Annotated in this window: 12 protein-coding genes; 6 read left to right on the top strand and 6 right to left on the bottom strand. The window is 46.2% G+C overall.

Features of this window, described 5'->3' with window-relative positions:
* Positions 1 to 57: 57 nt before the first annotated feature.
* Positions 58 to 507, bottom strand: coding sequence for a DinB family protein (locus GC130_RS11675; RefSeq protein ID WP_151998488.1), 450 nt, complete (start codon positions 505 to 507; stop codon positions 58 to 60).
* Positions 508 to 816: 309 nt separating this feature from the next.
* Here GC130_RS11675 and GC130_RS11670 point away from each other — a divergent pair, with 309 nt between their 5' ends.
* From GC130_RS11670 to GC130_RS11660, 3 genes are read left to right on the top strand one after another with little or no spacing between them, the layout of a single operon-like run.
* On the top strand, positions 817 to 2145 hold the full coding sequence (locus GC130_RS11670; protein WP_151998487.1) for an efflux RND transporter periplasmic adaptor subunit: 1329 nt from the start codon (positions 817 to 819) through the stop codon (positions 2143 to 2145).
* 1 nt (position 2146) lies between these two features.
* Entirely contained in the window at positions 2147 to 3490 is a 1344-nt protein-coding gene (locus GC130_RS11665) for an ABC transporter permease (RefSeq protein WP_151998486.1), read from the top strand.
* A complete protein-coding gene (locus tag GC130_RS11660) occupies positions 3483 to 4943 on the top strand; it encodes a TolC family protein (RefSeq protein ID WP_151998485.1) in 1461 nt (486 codons plus the stop codon). The genes GC130_RS11665 and GC130_RS11660 overlap by 8 nt, the downstream gene beginning before the upstream one ends.
* 54 nt (positions 4944 to 4997) lie before the next feature.
* On the opposite strand, the gene GC130_RS11655 is transcribed toward GC130_RS11660, so the two are convergent.
* From GC130_RS11655 to GC130_RS11640, 4 genes are all read right to left on the bottom strand, one after another.
* Positions 4998 to 6332, bottom strand: a complete 1335-nt coding sequence (locus GC130_RS11655; protein ID WP_151998484.1) for an OmpA family protein — start codon at positions 6330 to 6332, stop codon at positions 4998 to 5000.
* Positions 6333 to 6334: 2 nt separating this feature from the next.
* Positions 6335 to 7336, bottom strand: coding sequence for a PorP/SprF family type IX secretion system membrane protein (locus GC130_RS11650; protein ID WP_151998483.1), 1002 nt, complete (start codon positions 7334 to 7336; stop codon positions 6335 to 6337).
* 76 nt (positions 7337 to 7412) lie between these two features.
* A complete protein-coding gene (locus tag GC130_RS11645; protein WP_193217839.1) occupies positions 7413 to 14582 on the bottom strand; it encodes an MBG domain-containing protein in 7170 nt (2389 codons plus the stop codon).
* 540 nt (positions 14583 to 15122) lie between these two features.
* Positions 15123 to 15716, bottom strand: a complete 594-nt coding sequence (locus GC130_RS11640) for a hypothetical protein (protein ID WP_151998481.1) — start codon at positions 15714 to 15716, stop codon at positions 15123 to 15125.
* Positions 15717 to 16320: 604 nt separating this feature from the next.
* Between GC130_RS11640 and GC130_RS11635 the strand changes: the two genes are divergently transcribed.
* The 3 genes from GC130_RS11635 (at position 16321) to GC130_RS11625 (ending at position 19798) form a co-directional block, all read left to right on the top strand.
* Positions 16321 to 18144: a sodium/sugar symporter gene (locus GC130_RS11635; RefSeq protein WP_151998480.1), complete on the top strand. Its 1824-nt coding sequence runs from the start codon at positions 16321 to 16323 to the stop codon at positions 18142 to 18144.
* Positions 18145 to 18225: 81 nt separating this feature from the next.
* Positions 18226 to 18732: a thioesterase gene (locus GC130_RS11630; RefSeq protein ID WP_151998479.1), complete on the top strand. Its 507-nt coding sequence runs from the start codon at positions 18226 to 18228 to the stop codon at positions 18730 to 18732.
* A 22-nt stretch (positions 18733 to 18754) separates the two neighbouring features.
* Complete coding sequence (locus GC130_RS11625; RefSeq protein ID WP_151998478.1) at positions 18755 to 19798, top strand: hypothetical protein; 1044 nt, start codon at positions 18755 to 18757, stop codon at positions 19796 to 19798.
* On the opposite strand, the gene GC130_RS11620 is transcribed toward GC130_RS11625, so the two are convergent.
* Entirely contained in the window at positions 19789 to 21126 is a 1338-nt protein-coding gene (locus tag GC130_RS11620; RefSeq protein WP_151998477.1) for a YihY/virulence factor BrkB family protein, read from the bottom strand. The two genes, GC130_RS11625 and GC130_RS11620, sit on opposite strands and share 10 nt — an antisense overlap.
* Between the last annotated feature and the right edge of the window lie 53 nt (positions 21127 to 21179).

Genomic DNA, 21179 nt, shown 5'->3' with positions numbered 1-21179 from the left:
TTGACTATTTCTACGGCCCACAAAGCTTAGGGGACTTGTTGCGAATAGACTTTGCAGCTATTTAGCCGCAGTCTTACCGAGCATCTTCCTAATCAGGCTTACCTGCCCAATGTGATATGCCTCGTGGCTAAGGTATTTTACTATCACATCACCCTTTTCTCTATCGAGGCGTCCCTGGCTATCCCATTCTAAAACCCAGGCGGAGATGTCATTGAACTGTTCCTTGAGAATATCAAGGCACTTCAACCAGTCAATAGTCTTCGGCATTTTTCGGGGATCGCCAGCCTTGCCATAGTACTGCTTGAGTTCCTGCGGAAAAGTCATCTCGCCTGTCAGGTCTTCCAGCAAAGTATCTCTTTGAGAAGCAATATGGCCCACGATCCAATGGATATTGTTGATGTTGTCGTGAGTGAACGCCAGTGTTTCATCAATTGTGAGATCCGCCAGCAATGATTCTATTTTTTTCTGATTGAATTCGAGACTGGAGATAAGAATATGAGACGACATAAAAAGCTTTTTGCGTGCACTAAGATAGTAAGATGCGCCCAATAACTGCCAACGATTAGCTTGAAATAGCCAAAATAACCTAAAAACACGAGCGATTACTTGACTTCCGGCTAAATAAAGTGTCGTCAGGTAAATGCATCAACTAAATTGTTAGGTATATTTGTAACTAATAATTTTTTGTAAAGTATACCAACCGTACCGCAATTTGAGTTATAAAAGAAGTTAATTACCTCTTTTGATTTTTTTAGTATGATTTTTGTGCAAATTCATACTTCTGTTAATTGTGTATGCTAATCGAACTTAACCATCATGAAAAAAAGATACATTCTACCTGCTTCTATTTTAGTTATTCTCATTGCCCTCCTTCTTTTCAGTCAGCGCCAAACAGACGATGGAAGGAACATCCTGGTGGATGTTGGTAAGGGTAAATTCGTTGTTGACGTTACCACTACCGGTGAGCTGAGCGCACTTAATTCGGTAAGAGTGCTTGGGCCCAGCCATGCGCAAAACAACCGGATATACAACCTTAAAATTGAACGGATCGTCGACGAGGGGACAGTAGTTAAGAAAGGTGAATTTGTTGCCTCTATCGACAAATCGGAGGTACACACCAAGTTGTCTGATGCAGGCACGAATCTCGAAAAGGCGCAATCGCAATTTGATCAGGCCAAATTAGACTCCGCAATTACACTCCGTACTGAAAGAGAAAAAATAATCAACCTACAGTACGTACTGCAGGAAAAGGAGCTGATTCTTGAACAATCTCAATTTGAACCACCAGCTACTGTAAAGCAAAACGAAATTGCTGTCCAGAAAGCCAAGCGTGAGCTTGATCAAACTACGGAAAACTATCAACTAAAAATTGAACAGTCGGTAGCAAAAATGCAGGAAGTGGGGGCTACACTGAAAAAAGAGAAGTCTGATTATCGCTCGCTTCAGGAGTTACTGACAGAGTTCACTATTCTCGCTCCGCAAGATGGAATGGTCATCTATTATTCGGACTGGAGCGGAAACAAGCGTGTTGCTGGCTCTCAATTTGGCCCGTGGGATCCGGTAGTGGCTACTCTCCCGGACCTCACTCAAATGATCTCGGTTACCTTTATCAATGAGGTGGACATCAGAAAGGTGAAGCCTGGTCAGAAGGTGAAAGTCGGCCTTGATGCCTACCCTGACAAAAGGCTTACCGGTGAGGTGATTAAGGTGGCCAATGTGGGGCAGCAGAACCCTAACTCTGACGCCAAGGTTTTTGAGGTTACAGTTAGAGTAAATGAAAGCGACCCATCGCTACGGCCTGCAATGACTACCAGCAACAATATAGTGGTACAGGAGCTTGATTCGGCTGTTTTTGTGCCGCTTGAAGCCATCCATTCCCGCAACGATTCGATTCAGTATGTTGTTCTCGCCGACGGCTCGAATCAAGAGATAGAAATGGGCATTACCAACTCAAATGAAGCTGTTGTGCTTCAGGGGCTTACCGGCAACGAAAAGGTATACCTATCCCTCCCTGAGGGAACTGGTGAGTCAAAGATCAACATGCTCAGCTCTCTGAATGGCAAAAGAAACAAAGAAAGGAACCAGGAGGTAGCTGAAGTAAGTCAAACAACGTCTGAAGTACGCTCACCCAGAAAGCCTGACTGATATGATAAACAAAAGGATGCTGGCCAACTTCCAGATTGCCCTGGAAGCAGTATTGGCCAATCAGTTAAGATCGCTTTTGACTGCTCTGGGAATCATATTTGGCGTGGCTGCAGTGATCGCTATGCTTGCCATAGGAAACGGTGCCCAAAAGGAGATTCTTGAGCAGATCAAAATGGTGGGCGTTAACAACATCATTATTGAGCCCATAGTGGAGCAGGAGGAGAAAAAATTAGATGAAACCTCCACTTCTGCCGGAGAGGAAAAAAAGAAATTTTCACCTGGTGTGAGAATGGCAGACGCAGAAGCTATTCTTGAAACCATCCCTGACATTGCTGCTATGAGCTCGGAGTGTATAATGGAGACCGTTATCATAAAGGACGGGTTTCGGAGATCTGCCAAGCTGGTAGGCGTAATGCCTGCTTATTTTGAACTCACCAGCTTCACTCTTCAGGAAGGGAATATGTTTTCTGAAGAGCAGATCAAAGGCGGGCTACCTGTTTGCATTATTGGCAAAAGTATTCGGGCCAGGTTCTTTAGTACACAGGACCCTGTTGGAAAAACAATCAAGGTCGGCAACCAGTGGCTGGAGGTAATAGGTGTGCTTGACGAAAGGATTATTTCCGAGAAAAGCATCAGTAAACTAGGTATACGGGACTATAACATGGATGTGTATGTGCCCATCAAAACCTTCCTGATGCGGTATAGAAACCGGGAGCTGATCACCAGCACCATGTTAAAAGCTGCCGCCAGAAATAATAACAATGAAAACAACGGCGAGCAGCAACCAGCCAATTACCACCAGATCGATCGGTTGGTGGTGCAGGTAAAAGATGCGGCTCTAATGCAGCCCACTGCTGAAATAATCTCAAGAATGCTGGAGCGACGCCATTTTGGAGTGATCGATTATCAGATCACCATTCCTGAGCTCCTTCTTAAACAACAGCAGCGAACACAAAACATCTTCAATATTGTGCTTGGAGCTATAGCGGGGATTTCGCTGCTGGTTGGAGGCATTGGCATTATGAACATCATGCTGGCGTCCGTTATGGAGAGAATCAAAGAAATTGGCCTTCGCCTTTCCATTGGAGCACAGAAAACTGACATCGTTACTCAATTTTTGTTCGAGGCCATGATGATCAGTGTAAGCGGGGGAATAGTTGGGGTTGTCCTCGGCATTAGCCTTGCACTGGGCATATCTAGCTTTGGAGACTTCCCAACTATTATCACTTTTTCATCAGTCATCGTTTCGTTCGGTGTAGCGGCCACGGTGGGCCTTGTGTTTGGAATAGCCCCGGCACAAAAAGCTGCCAGTCAAGACCCGATAACATCCCTCAGGTATGAATAATAGAAGCTATCTACTCTTTTTTGTTTTTCTGTTTTTTTCTCTCGCCGTTGATGCACAAAAGTTGCAACTGACGCTACGAGACATTATTCAACGGTCGCAGGATCAATCTCCCTCGGCGAAACAAGCGGAAACAGTCAAAGAAAACCGATACTGGCAATACAGGTACTTTAAAACCAACTACAACCCCCAGCTTGGACTTAGCGGAGATGTACCCAGTTTTAGCAAAGATATTCTGGCAACCCGTCAAAATGACGGCAGTTTGATTTTTCAACCCAGAACACAGACCAATTCGAACATATCCTTTGGTCTGACACAGCCCCTGGGGTTAACTGGAGGTACTGTTTACCTTCTTTCCGATGTTTATCAGTTTCAGGACTACGAGCGAACTACCACCCAGTGGACAAGCAATATCCTAAGACTGTCGGTATTCCAACCCATTTTTGCGTTCAATTCGCTAAAATGGCAGAAGCGAACTGAACCAATCCGTTTTGAAGAAAGTAAAAGAGAGTACGTGGAGCAAATGGAGTTCATCTCCAGAACGGCTGTGGACAGGTTTTTTAGCGTACTCGATGCTCAGATCAACCTTCAGATTGCGCAGTTTAATCTTGCCAACAACGACACGATTTATCAGATTGAAAAAGGCCGCTTCAATATAGGCACTACATCAGAAGACAAATTGCTTCAGGTGGAGCTTCAGTTACTGCGTTCAAGGCAGGACGTGGCGCAGGCAAGCCTCGATTTTGAGAATGCAATATTGAGACTAAAAACCTTCATAGGACTCAACGACAACCAACAAGTGGAACTGGTAATGCCAGAAGTAATTCCGCAGTTCGAAATCGCAGTGGAGCAGGCATTGACCTATGCAAAACAAAACAGAGCAGACTTTATTGCCTTTGAGCGGCGACGGCTGGAGGCAGAGCGTGATGTGGAACAGGCAAGAAAGCAACGATTTCAGGTCAACCTATCAGCTTCCTACGGATTAAACAACCGTGGTGATTACCTCAGCGATGTTTACGCCAACCCTAACTCACTTCAACGGGTCAATATCAATTTTGATATGCCTATTTTGGACTGGGGAAGAAATAAGTCAAGACTGCAAACCGCCCTGGCAAACCAACGGCTAACTGATTACGTCATTGCCCAGGACGAAGTGAATTTCGAGCAAGAAATCATCACGCAAGCGAAGCAGTTTGATATGCTGCTGAGCTCACTGGAAATAACAAAGACGGCTGATCAGGTGGCACAAAAACGGTACGAGGTTGCCCAAAACAGGTACTTAATAGGCAAGATAGATATCACCAATCTGAATATTGCCCTAACAGAAAAAGACAATGCCAAGCGTGCCTACATCGGTGCACTTGAGAGCTACTGGCAAGCTTATTACGATCTTAGAAGACTTACGCTGTATGACTTCCAGGAGAACAGGTTGCTTTATACACCTGACTTGAAGTAGCCCATCTGTCGCAGTTCCGGAGAAAAATCTCCGGAACTGCGATTGGAGAGCCTGCTATTGTGCAGCCACTGAGTTTCGCACAAAGACTATTTCGACCTTGCGGGCTTCTGACGCTCGTTGAGTTGTTTGGGCAAAACCATCGCCAATCACTTCTCCCTTTCCCTCCACAATAACCAATCTTGGTTTAGCAACTCCCAGCGCATTAGTCAAATAATCACTCACGGCCAAAGCCCTTCGCTTCGAAAGTACTTGATTGTATTCGCTGCTGCCAATTGGATCGGCATAGCCATTGACTTCGATATTCATTGCACCCTGCTCCGAAAGGAGTTTTGCCACTTTTTCGATTGCTGACTTTGATTCAGTTGACAGTACAAAAGAATCAAAACCGAAATAAACCGAAAGTGGCTCAGGAATGACATCGTAGCTACCTTCGTCAATCGGAATCTTGGTTTCCATCTCTTCAGGTTCTGTTTCAGCCACAGCTATCAGCAATTCTTCATCTATTGGCAGTAGTTTGGTTGCACTCATAAAGAATATATCTGCTTTTCCACCATCCCGGTTGGATGAAAAATAGGCGCTTCCATTTTGCTCAAAATAGTAAGCATCGAAAGCTGCCGAATTGACCTTGTCACCAAGGTTTACCGGAACTGACCAGTTGCTCCACGAGTCATCCTGCCTGGACGACATAAAGATATCGGCATCCCCGAATCCTCCATGGCCATTGCTGGCAAAAAAAAGAGTAGTTTGATCTTCAGACAAAAAGGGAGAGATTTCAAAACCTGCACTATTAATGACCGATCCAAGATGTTTAGCATCCGACCACGAACCATCTGGCTTTCTCAAACTAACGTACAAATCTTCCTCACCAACTGCTTCGTCTCCCATCATAGAAACGATAGTAACCTGCTGACTTCGGTGGACATACATGCCATAAAAATCATTTTTCGTTTTCACCTCTACTCCTTGCTCTTTTGGCGTTGTCCACTTCCCGTTTTTGAGTACGGTGTACGACAACCCAATCTTACGCCTTGGGAAAGAACTATAATTATTAATCAAGAAGATGGTGTCTCCATTGGCTGTGAACCCAGTCATTGCATTGTTGTCGCCGTTGTTAATTTCCGGAAGGGCATTAGAGGGCTCAGTCCAGCCGCCATCTGAGGCTCTATCTGAAAACCAAATATCCTGACCAGCCTGCGAACCGCCAATATTCCGCTCGAACCCAGCTCGCACAAAATATAATCTTGAGCCATCTGGTGACAGCATTGGAGTGATTTCCTCCTCTTCTGAGTTGATTGTTGATGCAAGTTTCTCTACGCCTTCGAAAGTGTATTGGCCAAAAGCAGTGGAACCTGCCAAAAAGATGATACTAAATATTTGTAGTGTTTTCATGATTACCAGAGAGGACTAAACCTGTTATGATTGTAAAGTTTTAAGCCAAGTACTATTTCATGGCTGCCATTGTTAACGTCTGAGGCATTACCCATCCTCGATTCCAGCGAATAGCTAAAATTGATTTTGTCGGTGATGTCAACGCCCAGGAGACCGATAATTGACTGGTCATTGCGGAAAGAAAGGCCGGCTGAAATTAGCTTATTGTAGCGCAGTCTGGCACCTAGGTCAACCACGACAGGCTGGCTGGTTTCGAACCTGACGTTGATATTAGGCACTACATCAAATTTTTGAAAATATAGCCTGTAGCCTCCAACAGCGTGAAAAATACGATTGTTTCCATCCTTATTTAACAGGTCGTTGCCACTCAGCAAAGTTCGTGACAACTGCAACGAGCTGATACCGACATAGTACAAGTCTGAGTACAGTGCCACACCAGCGCTAAGACTTGCATAGGTGTTGTTGAACCCATTGGCCATAAACATGTTGTAAGTAGCGTCGTTCACTTGATCAGCCACCACCACTTCCGAAAGGTTTACCCGGTAATTGGAAATGCCACTGGCAATCCCCATACTCAAATAGGTTCTCTCGGTAACAGCAATATGACTGGCCACATTGAGCATGGCCTGCATTTGGTCAAATGGCCCTTGCTCCTGCTTCAGCACATAACCTCCGAGGCCCCATTTTAACTTGGAAACCGGGGTATGTGACGTGACAGCGCCCTCAGGCTGACTAGTCCGGAGTGAATTCTTTCTGTAAGGATTTACCTTTGGCTTAATGACGCCATTCGCCGAAACAAAATAGGTTTTTGGCGCCCCGTCAAAGCCGACCCACTGCTGGCGGGTTCCGGTTCTTATGTCGAGGAAGTCGGTAGCTCCTGTGAGTCCTGGGTTAAAGCCAGGCAAGTTCTGATAATATTGACTGAGGAATATTCCTCCTTGTGAGTAAGCCCTGCCTGCGCAAAGCGATAACACAGCTATTAGAGCGAGTAGTTTGAATTTCATGACTTTTTATATTTTTCTTTGTTGAATTGAAAGGGGTATCGTGCAGCACCAATGCTGACCGCTGCACGACACCATTTTATTGAAGGATCATTACATAGCTTTTGTACCCACGCCCTGATCCATCGTTGAGATCGATCACATAGTAGTACATATCAAGTGGCAACGACACTCCATTTCTCTGGCCTGTCCAGGGTTGGCGATAGCCCACCGAGCTGAATACTAAACGGCCCTGGCGGTTGTAAATATTGACCGACATATTGCGGTAGAAATTGGCATTCTCAAATTCCCAGCTATCGTTTACATTGTCATTATTGGGAGTAAACGCTGAAGGGATCACCAGATCGGAGTGGAAGCCCGGAACGATCTGAACACCGAACACTCTTTCCAGGTAAGCCCCAGCCGGGTCAGTGGTTCTCACCCGCACAGAAAGGAGAGTGATTTCGTCAATATCGAAGCGTACATTGGTCAGCAGTTTATTGCCTTCGATGATAAAGCTCTCATTGTCGATTGCGCCCTCTCCGTCCACAAGCTCATAAGTATGCGAGTCGCTGTCTATATCTTCTGTGTCAAATTCAGCGGCTTTGAAGCCCGGGGCAGCGTCCTCGGCAACGTTCACGTTGTTGAAGATAATTGCATGTGGGGCATCGTTTACCGGTAAAACCTCAACTGTCACACTTACTGTCGCAGAGGCTATTTCACCCTCCACTACTTTGTAGTTAAACACATCCGTTCCATTGAAGTTGGCATCGGGAGTGTAAACGAATGAGCCGTTAGCATTCAACACAAGGCTTCCATGAGAGACATTCTCTACCAGAACTGCCTGCAGTCCAGCCGTAACCACGTTGCCGTCGTTGACCAAAACACCGGGAGCATCAACTGCTAGCACCTCATCTTCATTCATCTCATAGCTATCGGCTGCGGCCGCAAGGCTGGCCTGCTGCCCTCTGCTCACAAGCACGGTGATTTCAGTTTCAATGCTCACGTGAATGCCGTCAGAGACCGTGAGTACGAGTGTGTAGGAAGTGGCTGTTTGCATAGCGAGTGTAGCGCTGTTTGCAACCACTAAGTCGCCAGAGGCTGCTGACAGGCCAAATATCCCATCATCATTTCCCGACACGATGGCCCATCCCTCAAGCTCGGTGCCTTCGTCTGAATCGTGGCCCATTACCTTGCCTACCAAGGTTCCGCTGGCCACTGTTTCTGTCACCTGGAACGACTGTGCGGCCAGGACTACAGGCGCACTGTCATTTTCGTTGGTGATTGTTATTTCTATGATTTGGTTGGTAACGTTGACACCGTCGGTGGCTGTTACCTGCACCACATACACATTGTCTCCATTAGCATCGGTCGGTTGTTCGAAATCCGGCGCTGATTTAAATGTGAGTTCACCTGTGATTGCGTCAATAGTGAACAGCGCCATATCCCAGCCACCTGAAAGGCTGTAAGTGATAGTTGCTCCTTCGTTGCCGTCCGTTGCAGTAACCACGAGCACATTTGTTTCATTCTCTTTCACTGACGGGCTGCCAACAGAGGTAAATACCGGCGCAACATCTACAATAATCTCACCGTCGGTTACTACAAAGGTTATTGGAACAAGGTATTTGAATGCATCTGCTCCGGCAATAGTGTATGTAACAGTGATGGTTTTGTCTACACCTGCGTTAGCATCATCATAGGCAGCTTCGGCGGTAAGTTCCACAACATCACCATCAACCACGCCAACAAGAGCACCTGCAAGTACTTCAGCAGTTGTCAAACCATCGTGCAGCTTAGCTTTGGTCAAAACAGGGTCTTGCACCGTGAGTTGCCTTGGAGTGATTTGAAGCTCGCCATCTGCAAAACTCACAGTATAGTTGCCGGAGGTCAAACCTGAAGGACTTATTGTATATACGCCTGGATTTTCGCCGATAGTTCTGGTAAATGCCAGCACACCGCTAAAGTCTGTTGCGTCATCGCCTTCAACCAAACCATGATAAGCTACAGTGGCAGTGGGATCAGCCTCTCCATATTGCTTCGTCTTGTCTTCGGCTGTGATGGTCAGCGCCTTCTTCGTGATCTCCAGTTCACCATCCACAAAACTGATAGCGTAGTTGCCCGAGGTAAGACCAGAGGGAGTAATTGCATAAGCAGCTACATCCTCTCCTGCTGTTCTGCTGAACGATAGTGTACCGCCAAGATCTGTAGCATCTTCGCCACTAATGAAGCCTGCGTAGGTTACCGTGTTAGCAGGGTCAGCCGCACCATATTCTTTGGTCTTATCTTCCGCTGTGACGGTCAAAGCCCTTTTGGTAATTTCCAGGTCACCAGCCACAAAGCTGATGGCATAATCGTCTGAAGTAAAGCCAGCCGGTGTAATGGCGTAAGTACCTGCACCCTCGCCTGGTGTTCTGCTGAACGACAGTGTGCCACCAAGGTCAGTTTCATCTTCACCTGAGGCAAACCCAGAATAGGTCACAGTGTTGGCTGGGTCAACTTCACCGTATGCTTTGGTCTTGTTTTCTGCCGTTACGGTAAGTACTTTTTTGGTGATCTCTAGCTCACCGCCCACAAAGCTGATCGCATAGTTGGCTGAAGTGAGACCTGAAGGGGTGATAGCATAGGTGTTTACAAACTCGCCAGCCGTTCTGTTGAACGAAAGTGTGCCACCCAGGTCTGTAACATCTTCGCCAGTGATAAAGCCTGCATAAGCAGCTGTGTACACAGGGTCTGCCGCACCAAACTCCTTCGTTTTGTCTTCGGCTGTCACGGTCAAGCCCTTCTTCGTTATCTCCAGTTCACCAGCCGCAAAACTGATAGCGTAGTTGCCCGAGGTAAGACCAGAGGGAGTAATTGCATAAGCGGCTACATCCTCTCCTGCTGTTCTGCTGAACGATAGTGTACCGCCAAGATCTGTAGCATCTTCGCCACTAATGAAGCCTGCGTAGGTTACCGTGTTAGCAGGGTCAGCCGCACCATATTCTTTGGTTTTGTCTTCCGCTGTGACGGTCAAAGCCCTTTTGGTAATTTCCAGGTCACCAGCCACAAAGCTGATGGCATAATCGTCTGAAGTAAAGCCAGCCGGTGTAATGGCGTAAGTACCTGCACCCTCGCCTGGTGTTCTGCTGAACGACAGTGTGCCACCAAGGTCAGTTTCATCTTCACCTGAGGCAAACCCAGAATAGGTCACAGTGTTGGCTGGGTCAACTTCACCGTATGCTTTGGTCTTGTTTTCTGCCGTTACGGTAAGTACTTTTTTGGTGATCTCTAGCTCACCGCCCACAAAGCTGATCGCATAGTTGGCTGAAGTGAGACCTAAAGGGGTGATAGCATAAGTGTTTACAAACTCGCCAGCCGTTCTGTTGAACGAAAGTGTGCCACCCAGGTCTGTAACATCTTCGCCAGTGATAAAGCCTGTATAAGCCGCTGTGTACACAGGGTCTGCCGCACCAAACTCCTTCGTTTTGTCTTCGGCTGTAACGGTCAAGGCCTTTTTGGTAATCTCCAGTTCGCCATCCGCAAAACTGATAGCGTAGTTGCCCGAGGTAAGGCCAGAGGGAGTAATTGCATAAGCAGCTACATCCTCTCCTGGTGTTCTGCTGAACGATAGTGTACCGCCAAGATCTGTAGCATCTTCGCCACTAATGAAGCCTGCGTAGGTTACCGTGTTAGCAGGGTCAGCCGCACCATATTCTTTGGTTTTGTCTTCCGCTGTGACGGTCAAAGCCCTTTTGGTAATTTCCAGGTCACCAGCCACAAAGCTGATGGCATAATCGTCTGAAGTAAAGCCAGCCGGTGTAATGGCGTAAGTACCTGCACCCTCGCCTGGTGTTCTGCTGAACGACAGTGTGCCACCAAGGTCAGTTTCATCTTCACCTGAGGCAAACCCAGAATAGGTCACAGTGTTGGCTGGGTCAACTTCACCGTATGCTTTGGTCTTGTTTTCTGCCGTTACGGTAAGTACTTTTTTGGTGATCTCTAGCTCACCGCCCACAAAGCTGATCGCATAGTTGGCTGAAGTGAGACCTAAAGGGGTGATAGCATAAGTGTTTACAAACTCGCCAGCCGTTCTGTTGAACGAAAGTGTGCCACCCAGGTCTGTAACATCTTCGCCAGTGATAAAGCCTGTATAAGCCGCTGTGTACACAGGGTCTGCCGCACCAAACTCCTTCGTTTTGTCTTCGGCTGTAACGGTCAAGGCCTTTTTGGTAATCTCCAGTTCGCCATCCGCAAAACTGATAGCGTAGTTGCCCGAGGTAAGGCCAGAGGGAGTAATTGCATAAGCAGCTACATCCTCTCCTGGTGTTCTGCTGAACGATAGTGTACCGCCAAGATCTGTAGCATCTTCGCCACTAATGAAGCCTGCGTAGGTTACCGTGTTAGCAGGGTCAGCCGCACCATATTCTTTGGTTTTGTCTTCCGCTGTGACGGTCAAAGCCTTTTTGTTCACTGTAAGGGTTTGCTCCACAGCTACGGCCGACGCATACGTGTCATCTCCTGCCTGAGATGCGGTAATCGTTGTGCTACCGCCCTTTTTAATGGTAGCCTGATTGCCCACTATTGTCACTATGGAAGGATCGGTGGCTACATAAGTTATTACCTGGTTTTGATCTGTTCTTTCGCTACCTACTGTAAATGGCTCGTCGCCCCATGTTTTTTCGCTGATAGGGTCAAAACTGATTGTCTGAGCAATTTTTGGGGTACTAAAGCTCAATTCATTTCCATAGCTTGTGCCCAATGAATTGATGGCGTAAGCACGGAAATAGTAAGTGGTGTTCACTTCCAGTCCGGTTACACTTTGAGAGAAGGCGCCCGTGCCCGAGCCAATCTCCACTTTCGTATTAGCAATGGTAGGCTCTGCTGAGGTGGCATAAACGACACCTCTTTCCGTCACAGCAAGGCCTCCATTGGCGGTAACGTTTCCTCCAAGTGTAGCCGAGGTTGATGTCAAGTCCGTTTGAGCCGTAGAAGATACGGTAGGTGGACCTGTAAGCACCGGCGTGGAAACTTGAATATTGTTTAATGAGGGCCATGAATTGTCCCCACCCTGCATGTAAATTCTGACTTCATCAACATTGGCAAATATCGACGACAAGGCACCGGAGTTAGTCAACGCAATATAGCTTCCGTCCAGGTTTCCCGTAAATGTTATTGTTCCCTTTGAAGCGGCGTCCAAAAAAGCCTCCGCAACAAATGTGTCGCCTGTATAGCCCCCCCAGTCGTGAAAATCTACGGCGACCAAAGAGAATGCAGTTCCGTTGTCCGATTTAATCGACCACCCGAAATGGGCATCTGTGTCGCCATATGTAATGATAGCCGGGTAACCCGACCAGCCTGATTGCGTGTTGTCGTGGTATTGGATAGGTTGTCCTATAAGCTTCACGCCGGAGCTATTGATAGGCATTACCTGCAGGTTGAGGTCGCTGATCACGACAGATCCTCCCTCGCCATCCTGGGCAATATTGTCATCAAACCCAACCTCGTTCGAGAAAGAGATGGTAGGGCTGGAGCCCAGCAAAACAGTTTGGACAACAGGGCCGAGTCTATCACTCACCATAGCACTTCCTGCATCAGTACCGTCGCTGGGTGTTACCTCAAAAGTAATGTACTTGCCTTCATCTTCAGGCTGAAGGGTGTAGGTGGTTTGTGTAGCACCAGCAATAGCAACGGGTGCCAAGCAAACATCAGCAACTCCCCTGTACCACTTGTAAGTCGTGCCGCTTTCAGCATCGCTGTTAGCGTCGGCATAGGTGTATGTCCCTGTTAGTGTAGCACCTACTTCACCTGCCCCGGAAATAGCCACAAGAGAAGCCGTAGGTGCGGTATTGCCAGCAGCTACCGTTACCACCAGTTGTGGTTTGTTGGTGGCGCTGTTGTCAGATTTGAACCCAAACCAATTATCTCCCTCCGCTGTATTTCCAGAAATCACCATAGAGGCTGTGCCATCTCCCTCGGCTTGTTGTTTAATGAATGCGGTGACGTCAAATTCCTTCCATCCTGTGGCGGTAATAGATACATTTTCGCTTAGGGAAGTGTTTTTGGAGGGGACAGAATTAGTTGTAGCAAGCCAGCTGTCATCGTTAGAGCCCCAGATTTTTGCGAAAACTGTGCCAGCGCCTACTTCGCTTACATATAGCCGAAGCTTTGCGTCGGACACGGTACCAGTCACGGCGGCCAGGTTAAATTTTATTGCAGCATCAGAGTACCACCCCCACCAGTCTCCAACGTAGTTGGTTTGTGAGGTTGAATAGCCTGAACCGTCCTCAATGTAAGTGTCCATTGAAGGCAAAAGCGTGATCGGGCCAGTGCCGTCAGTTGTGGTAAATGTTATTTGTGAGCCGTAAGAAGTGCCGGCTGAATTGATGGCATATGCTCTTACGTAGTAAGTGGTGCTGAGCGAAAAGCCAGAGACTGTTTGCGAAAAAATGCCTGAACCGGTACCTATTGCCACCTGCTCCCCCCGGCCATCGCCAATAGCGGGCGACGGCGAGGTGCTGTAGACGATCCCCCGGTCCGTAATGGTGCCTCCGCCGTCACTGGTTACATTGCCACCAAGACTGGCATACGTTCCACCTATCAAATCTGCGGCTGTAGTAGTAACAGTAGGCAGCGAAGCAATTGCCGGGCCTACAATCAAATTGTCAAAGTTAAGCTCCCACAAGCCCGAAAACATCAAAGTCACTGTAGTAACATTCAAGTTTTTTGATATTGTGACGGTAGTGTTTGAACCGTAGGTGTCAGACGAAACGCCTGAACCATTGTAGTTGGCCGTAAGCCAGGGGGCGGTATAGCCGCTGGTAAAATTTTTGTATTTTAACCATACCCCATAAAACTGAAAGCGGGCTCCATCTTTCCTCTTAATGGTGATTGAACTAGTGGCTGCCGTGCTGTAAAAAAGGCTGGAGCTATTTGACACTCCACCGCTGCCGGAAAAAGCCCATCCTCCGTTTCCTCCGTTCAACAACTCATAAACTACCCCTCCGATGGTTACTTCAGCCGAAGTCTTCCACGAGGGAACAGATGGGTGAGAAATCAAAGTGGGTGATGAGGCAAAGGACTCGGTAGTTTGAGCTTTCAGATCCTCTGCAATTGTCAATAGTGTCAATACTACCAAGAGAGGTAGTCCCCAGCCGCACATCCACGACCGGTTAAGTGCTGACGAGATTTGATTGGCGACGGTGGACAATATCCCCGCTAAGTTTAAGCCCGATTTGCTGGCTCGCAAAAAGTATGGCGCATGCCGACCATTTGTTTGTTTTGTTAGATTCATATTCCAGGACGTTATTAGTAATTCACTTTCCTTATGCGACAGACCATGGTCTTTGCACATGACAAAGGGAACTCTTTCTATCGTCCTGATTTTTTGGTTTTTAGCTCCTCTCTCACTTGGGTATTACAAACAGGCAATTAGCATTAAAGCCCTCCAAGGGGCACGCCGACGTTTGCAAGTGGGCCTCCGCTTAGTCGAACTATTTGGACATTTCATCGAAAGAAAGCTGTCACTTATCGAAGCAGTCACGAGAAACCCCTACGGCCATGCTTCACGATTTTATAAAAATTGCCAAGGGATAAAATTCCGTTTTGTGCATGTTTTGTCAAAAAAGAGGTTAAAAATTACATAAGCCTCCGGACTGAAACCCGCAAACCAGACACTCTGTGAGTTCAGAAAAGTACGTTACCAGCCGACTATTGCTAAGATCATAATAAAAAAACCGGAGGCATCCGCCTCCGGTCATACTTTCAGATTAAAAAGTCCTTTTTGCTTTTGAGTGGCTAAAGTAAGCTGGCTGTCACCAGCATCGAAAAAATATTATAAACTCCTCACTGTCGTTTTATCTCCCATCGTGACTTCCATCTTCACGTCGCTGGCAACTATATTGCTTAGGTCGAATGTTTTGCTGAAACTACCCATTTCGTCGATGGCACCATTAAAGAAGATGACCCCATTCTTGTCGGTAATCTTAACTTTTACTGCCTGGTGACCAGTCTTCTTCACCACCAACTGATATTTGCCGCTTGATACCTCCTCAACATCCACATCGTAAATTGCCCTTACCGACGGCCTGTTCTTCACATGCTGAATGGTTTCTTCAATCACCTTGCCGTCCCGCTCAACCGTCATACGGTAAGTTCCGTCGGGTAGATCCTGCAAGTTGTAAGGGCGTTCAAATGAAGTAGTGTAAGCAATCTTTTCTTTCATCAGGGTATTGCCTTTTTCGTTGGCAATTTTGATTGTTACCTGACCTGGGCTGTCGGCGTCAAAACGCAGATTATAAATACCCATCGCCGTGCTTTGAGTGATTTTTACTTGTGACGATTTAGTAGCTTCATTGGTATTTTTGGAAGCTAAAGCCATACTGGTAACCATTACCAGCATTGCTGCTGTTGACATAACTTTTTTCATAATATTCGAGTTTTAAACCTTGTGATGTTGTACGGGCAAGGTTTCGGCCAAGTTCTCAGAAAAGGTGAAAGAAATTTTGAAAATAAAACTGGCAAAGGAGTAAAGAAGGTAGCTGGATTAGTTTTTTATCAATAGAACCAATGGTTTATTAACGCATTTTCAAAAAAACAATCGTTAGGCCGCAGGCGCTGACGATAAACCGCCACCCTCAGGGTTACAAAAAAAGAACCAAAAAAATACTCTGCCGCTTAAAAAAGAAATATCCCGTTCATTCCAATTGCTGACCTTTTTCAAATCCGTACACTCCTGTGGTCACAAACGAACACCGCTGGTAAACTTTTAGCTCTGTTTTACCCAACCTAAAGCTAAAGGGTGCAAGAAACCCGATACAATAATTGGCATTCATAGCACCCTCGACACATGAAGTGAGTGGCTGTGTTTCGTGCTTATCATCAATAACTTGTATAATTCTAAGTTGTCTCCTATCCAGCCTCTGGCAAATCCCAGTACCTATTTAAACTAAAGTTACTTTGCGATAAGCCCGCAAATGCGTATTATGCTGCCCAATTAGTGAAAATCCAGCCACTTAAACCACATTGCTGTTATGAGCTTTTCGTCAATTGACATTGTTGTATTTTGTATTTATGCTCTTATCATCATAGGCATTGCCTGGTGGGTCTCCAGAAAAAAGGAAGGCGTTGAGCAGGATTCAACCGACTACTTCCTGGCAGGGAAATCACTTCCCTGGTATGCCATTGGTGCTTCTTTAATTGCCTCAAACATCTCAGCAGAGCAAATCATTGGCATGTCTGGTTCAGGGTTCGCCATAGGAATGGCCATTGCAGCTTACGAGTTAATGGCAGCCGTAACGCTGCTACTGGTGGCCAAATACCTTTTACCCATCTACTTAAATAAGAAAATTTTCACTATGCCTCAGTTTCTTTTACTGAGATATGACGGCAGGGTAAGAACAAGTTTGGCTGTATTCTGGCTCCTTCTCTACGTTTTCGTCAACCTGACTACGGTGATGTTCCTGGGGGCGCTGGCTCTTAATACCGTTATCGGCATTCCATTCATGTATGGCATCCTTGGGCTTGGCACGTTTGCTCTCCTTTATTCTATTTACGGGGGGTTAAAAGCTGTGGCCTACACCGACATCATTCAGGTGATATTCCTTGTCATAGGCGGTATTCTCGTATCAGGAGTTGCGCTCAATTTAGTAAGTGGTGGCGAAGGTGCTTTTAGTGGCTTCCTCACCCTCATTAGGGAAGTACCTGGTAAGTTTGATATGGTCTTTGATGTGGACTCCACTTATATGATCAATGGTGAATCCAAGTCGTCCTATATGGATTTGCCCGGAATTTCAGTACTTATCGGAGGCATGTGGATTGCTAACCTGGCCTATTGGGGATGCAACCAGTATATCACGCAAAGGGCTCTTGCAGCCAAGAATCTATCTGAAGCACGCAAAGGCGTGGCATTCGCAGCCTTCCTGAAAGTGATCATGCCCATCTTTGTGGTAATCCCGGGTGTTGCAGCATTTTACCTTGTCGACAAAACAGGAGATGCCAACATCATTAATGCTATGATGAGTGACGGGCTCATGAAGCCTGACAAGTCTTATCCGGCTATGCTGTCGCTTGTGCCAGCCGGGCTCAAGGGGGTAACATTTGCCGCTTTAATTGGTGCCATTATTTCATCATTGGCTTCTATGATGAACTCAACAGCCACGATTTTCACGATGGACATTTACCATAAGTTCATCAATAAGGAATCTACTGAAACCAATCTGGTGAAAGTCGGTCGTATTACCAGCTTCGTCGCTTTAGCAATTGCGTGCCTTGTAACGCCCGCTCTGGAAGGCTTTGATCAGATGTTTCAGTACATCCAGGAGTTTTCCGGCTTTGTGACCCCTGCTGTCACTGTTATCTTCCTATTTGGTATGTTCTGGAGCAAGTCAACGTCCAACGCAGCCTTGTGGGTAGCAGTGCTTTCCATACCTATCAATGCCTTTTTCTACTTCTTTGTGCCTGAGGTGCCATTTATTGACCGAATGGGCTTTGTGTTCATTATCCTTTGCTTTGCAATGATCATCATCTCATGGATTGACAAGGAAGGATTCAAATGGAAGGATCAGAATTTCCTCATCATTGTTGGCTGTCTTTTCCTCTTTATCATTATGGAGGGGGGAAACCACGAAATGTTTGATGGAACCGTCTTGAGCATGGATACCCATATTGGGAAAACGCTTATTCACCTGATGAGCCTGATGTTTGTGGCCGTGGCGCTGTTCCTGTCTCAAGGCATTGACTACGACAAAAAAGCAATTGATATATCTAAAAAGGTTTATAAGTCGTCGAAACAATTTAATACCATGGCACTCATCATCGTTGTGCTGGTTACCCTCATCTACATTGTATGGTGGTAACGCCTACTCAATAAGATTTGAAGGCTCGGAAATATCCGGGCCTTTTTTGTTAATTTCGCTGGTATTCAAAGGCACAGCACCATGAGCAGCACCACTACTCTTACAGGAAAGCAGGAAAAGTTCAGGCAGAGGATGTTGAACCCATTTCTTTTCTGGATGTACACCTTTGGCAATGTGCCTGCGGGATGGATAGCCGGAATGAGATTAAAGGAACTGAACAACGAAAGAGCTGTTACTACCATCCCTTTCAAATGGCTTAACAAAAACCCTTTCAAATCTATATATTTTGCTGTTCAAAGCATGGCGGCAGAGCTTTCTACAGCTTCCATTGCCCTTTTGGCGATAACGGACAGGAGCCCCAGTGTGGCTACTATCATTGTTGATTTGAAAGCAGAATTCCCAAAAAGAGCGACTGGAAAAACCACTTTTACCTGTGAGGATGGACAGAGAATATTTGATGCAGTTGAGCTAGCCATAAGCTCGGGGCAGCCTCAAACTGTGACCGCCAAAACCACCGGCACTTTGCAGGATGGCGCAATCGTGTCTGTCTTTCACTTCACATGGTCTTTTAAACAACGTTCTAAGTGATTTTATGAGGTTAGCTAGCATAATGCGCCATTCTTTTCCGCTCGTTCTATTTCCACTATTATTTTCCTGTGGCGGGCTCTCCACTCAGGGTGATGAGGCGGTTGACCCCAGGCTTTCTCCCGAGAAAAAAGAATTACTCAAGTATCAAAGAGAAATAGCCTCGCTCGATATTCGAAAAATCACCACCTACCTTTACGACTGTGAGGCGACTGAGCCAAGGAGTAGCAGTACGGTGCTGGAAGAAAGAGAGTTTGACGAAGAAGGAAGGCTGCTGAAACAAGCAGCCTATGAATATTCAGGTGAGCTAAGAAGCAGAACCCACTACTTCTATGGGCCGGAAGGCGACAAAACATATCAAAATCTGTATAACCTAAACAATATTGTCATTCAGACTAAGTATTACGACAAGTTAGGATATGATACCCTCACAACAGACTTCCTTGAAAACGGACAGGTAAGAAGTGAAATGCGCAAGATTGTCACCCTGAACCCTGACGGTTTCCCGATTAAAATAGAGGAAAGAGATAATCTGGACAGAACCCACGCAGTGGCCACCTACTCCTACAAAGACGAAACACTACTGGAAGAAACATTCACAAGGTTCAATGTGGTGTCGGGCGATGAAGTGGCTACCCAAATGATCCAGTACAATGAGTTTGGTGATCGCATCTACATGTCAAGCTCCACTGCAAGCATCATAGACGACGAAGTGTCAATGGAGTATGAATACAATAAGTATAACAAAATTGCCCATGCTCGCTTGCTGAACAAAGATCGGCTTGTTATCAGAGAGAAGGCCAACTCCTTCTATGGTGACGGCACTCCCAGCCATATTTCAGATTTCCATATAGATGAAACTACGGGCGATACCACCCGCACCTATGAGGAGAATTTCAATGATAGTGGAAAATTGATTTCGTATTATATGAAGGCAGCAGCAGGTAACATCACCCAAAGTGGAGAATTCACCTATGACAAAAAAAAGCTTCTTGATGCGATCGAATTCAATCAGGAGCAAAACCCCAACTACATCTGTACTTATCTGGAATACGAATACTACAAATGAAGCTCGCCAAGGGGCCTGTTCACCATTGACTTGTCCATGTCAGCTTCCATGGTGTCAATCGTTTGTAGCATAAGTGTCGCCTCATCATCATTGAGAATACAGATATTGTCCAGACCTCTGTTCTCAAGGCGGTCAATCACCAGATAGGCGGTAATTAAGTCAATGTCCATTGCCGGCTGGTAAGTACTGTTTTCTCTTTCTCCCATGTTGATCTCCGAAAGAATTTTCACCTCTACGAGCTCCCTCACAATCACATTGGCAAACCTGAAGGGAACCAGCAACCGGTCGGTGATTTCGCCCACAGTCAAGCCAGGCTCTCCTTTTTTGAACCTGAGTATAAGCAGCCTTACGATAAGCAGAGCGATGAACTCCTTGTGCCTGGTGCTGGGCTGGAGAGTCTCATTTGAGAATTCATACCGGGCTGCATTTTGGTGAGCGAACGAAAGCTCTGCACCAAAAAGAACTATCATCCAGCTCGATTGAGCCCAAATAAGAAACAAAGGCAAAGCCGCTAAGCTGCCGTAGATATAGTTATACTTTGACACACCCACCTGAAACTCAATATAGCCCCATTGAAGGAGTTGAAAAGCAGTTCCGGCAACAATGCCAGCTATCATGGCAGACTTTATCTTCACTCCGGTGTTTGGCATAATCAGATAGAGAAGAATAAGCAAAAGCCAGATAAGGGTGTATGGCAAAAACTTAAGCAGAAATAAAATCAGCGGTGCAAAAAGGTTGAGCAGCTCAATTTGCTCAGTCAGCTTCCCCACCTCTGAGCTTGCTAGTACCGTGAGAGAGCTTGAGAAGAAAACTAAAATAGGAGATATGAGCAGAATAGCAGTGTATTCTGATATTTTTCGTTGCAAGGATCTTTGCTTTTTGATCTCCCATATATCATTGAAAGTTTCTTCAATACTATTAAGCAGTCTCAATACCGTATAAAGCAACACTACTAATCCCACTCCAGCGACAACGCCGCCTTTGGCGTTATCGAGCATATTTTCAGCAGCGTCAAATGCATACTTTGTCAGGTCTTCCTGACCGGCGAGCAACCTGGTGATGGTGCTTTGAATATCAAACCCAAAGCCCTTACTAATACCAAAAGCGAGCGCAATTACAGGGACAATCGACAGCAAAGTGAAATAGGTCAACGCCGAGGACTTGACACCAACCTCGTCTCTCACAAAGCCTTTCCCTGCCAATACCAACACCCTTATTTGTCTGTAAAGAAAGCTTTTGCCCCTGGGAATCGAATCCAGCTTAATTCTCCATATGTCAACCTCAATAAACTGAGCAATCTTATCAATTCTCTCTTTCAACGACGCCATAAAAGGACTTTAGTGGTTAGGCTATTCTGCGCAAAGATAAAAATACTCAATTA

This window comes from Imperialibacter sp. EC-SDR9 (assembly GCF_902498805.1).
Lineage (GTDB): Bacteria > Bacteroidota > Bacteroidia > Cytophagales > Cyclobacteriaceae > Imperialibacter.
This window is presented reverse-complemented; position numbering and strand designations above follow the sequence as displayed.

What these genes read in the sequence shown, in the direction of transcription:
- GC130_RS11675 (WP_151998488.1), bottom strand. Translation starts at nt 507, where the DNA reads ATGTCGTCTCATATTCTTATCTCCAGTCTCGAATTCAATCAGAAAAAA.
- GC130_RS11645 (WP_193217839.1), bottom strand. Translation starts at nt 14,582, where the DNA reads ATGAATCTAACAAAACAAACAAATGGTCGGCATGCGCCATACTTTTTG.
- GC130_RS11630 (WP_151998479.1), top strand. Translation starts at nt 18,226, where the DNA reads ATGAGCAGCACCACTACTCTTACAGGAAAGCAGGAAAAGTTCAGGCAG.
- GC130_RS11670 (WP_151998487.1), top strand. Translation starts at nt 817, where the DNA reads ATGAAAAAAAGATACATTCTACCTGCTTCTATTTTAGTTATTCTCATT.
- GC130_RS11635 (WP_151998480.1), top strand. Translation starts at nt 16,321, where the DNA reads ATGAGCTTTTCGTCAATTGACATTGTTGTATTTTGTATTTATGCTCTT.
- GC130_RS11620 (WP_151998477.1), bottom strand. Translation starts at nt 21,126, where the DNA reads ATGGCGTCGTTGAAAGAGAGAATTGATAAGATTGCTCAGTTTATTGAG.
- GC130_RS11640 (WP_151998481.1), bottom strand. Translation starts at nt 15,716, where the DNA reads ATGAAAAAAGTTATGTCAACAGCAGCAATGCTGGTAATGGTTACCAGT.
- GC130_RS11660 (WP_151998485.1), top strand. Translation starts at nt 3,483, where the DNA reads ATGAATAATAGAAGCTATCTACTCTTTTTTGTTTTTCTGTTTTTTTCT.
- GC130_RS11665 (WP_151998486.1), top strand. Translation starts at nt 2,147, where the DNA reads ATGATAAACAAAAGGATGCTGGCCAACTTCCAGATTGCCCTGGAAGCA.
- GC130_RS11650 (WP_151998483.1), bottom strand. Translation starts at nt 7,336, where the DNA reads ATGAAATTCAAACTACTCGCTCTAATAGCTGTGTTATCGCTTTGCGCA.
- GC130_RS11655 (WP_151998484.1), bottom strand. Translation starts at nt 6,332, where the DNA reads ATGAAAACACTACAAATATTTAGTATCATCTTTTTGGCAGGTTCCACT.
- GC130_RS11625 (WP_151998478.1), top strand. Translation starts at nt 18,755, where the DNA reads ATGCGCCATTCTTTTCCGCTCGTTCTATTTCCACTATTATTTTCCTGT.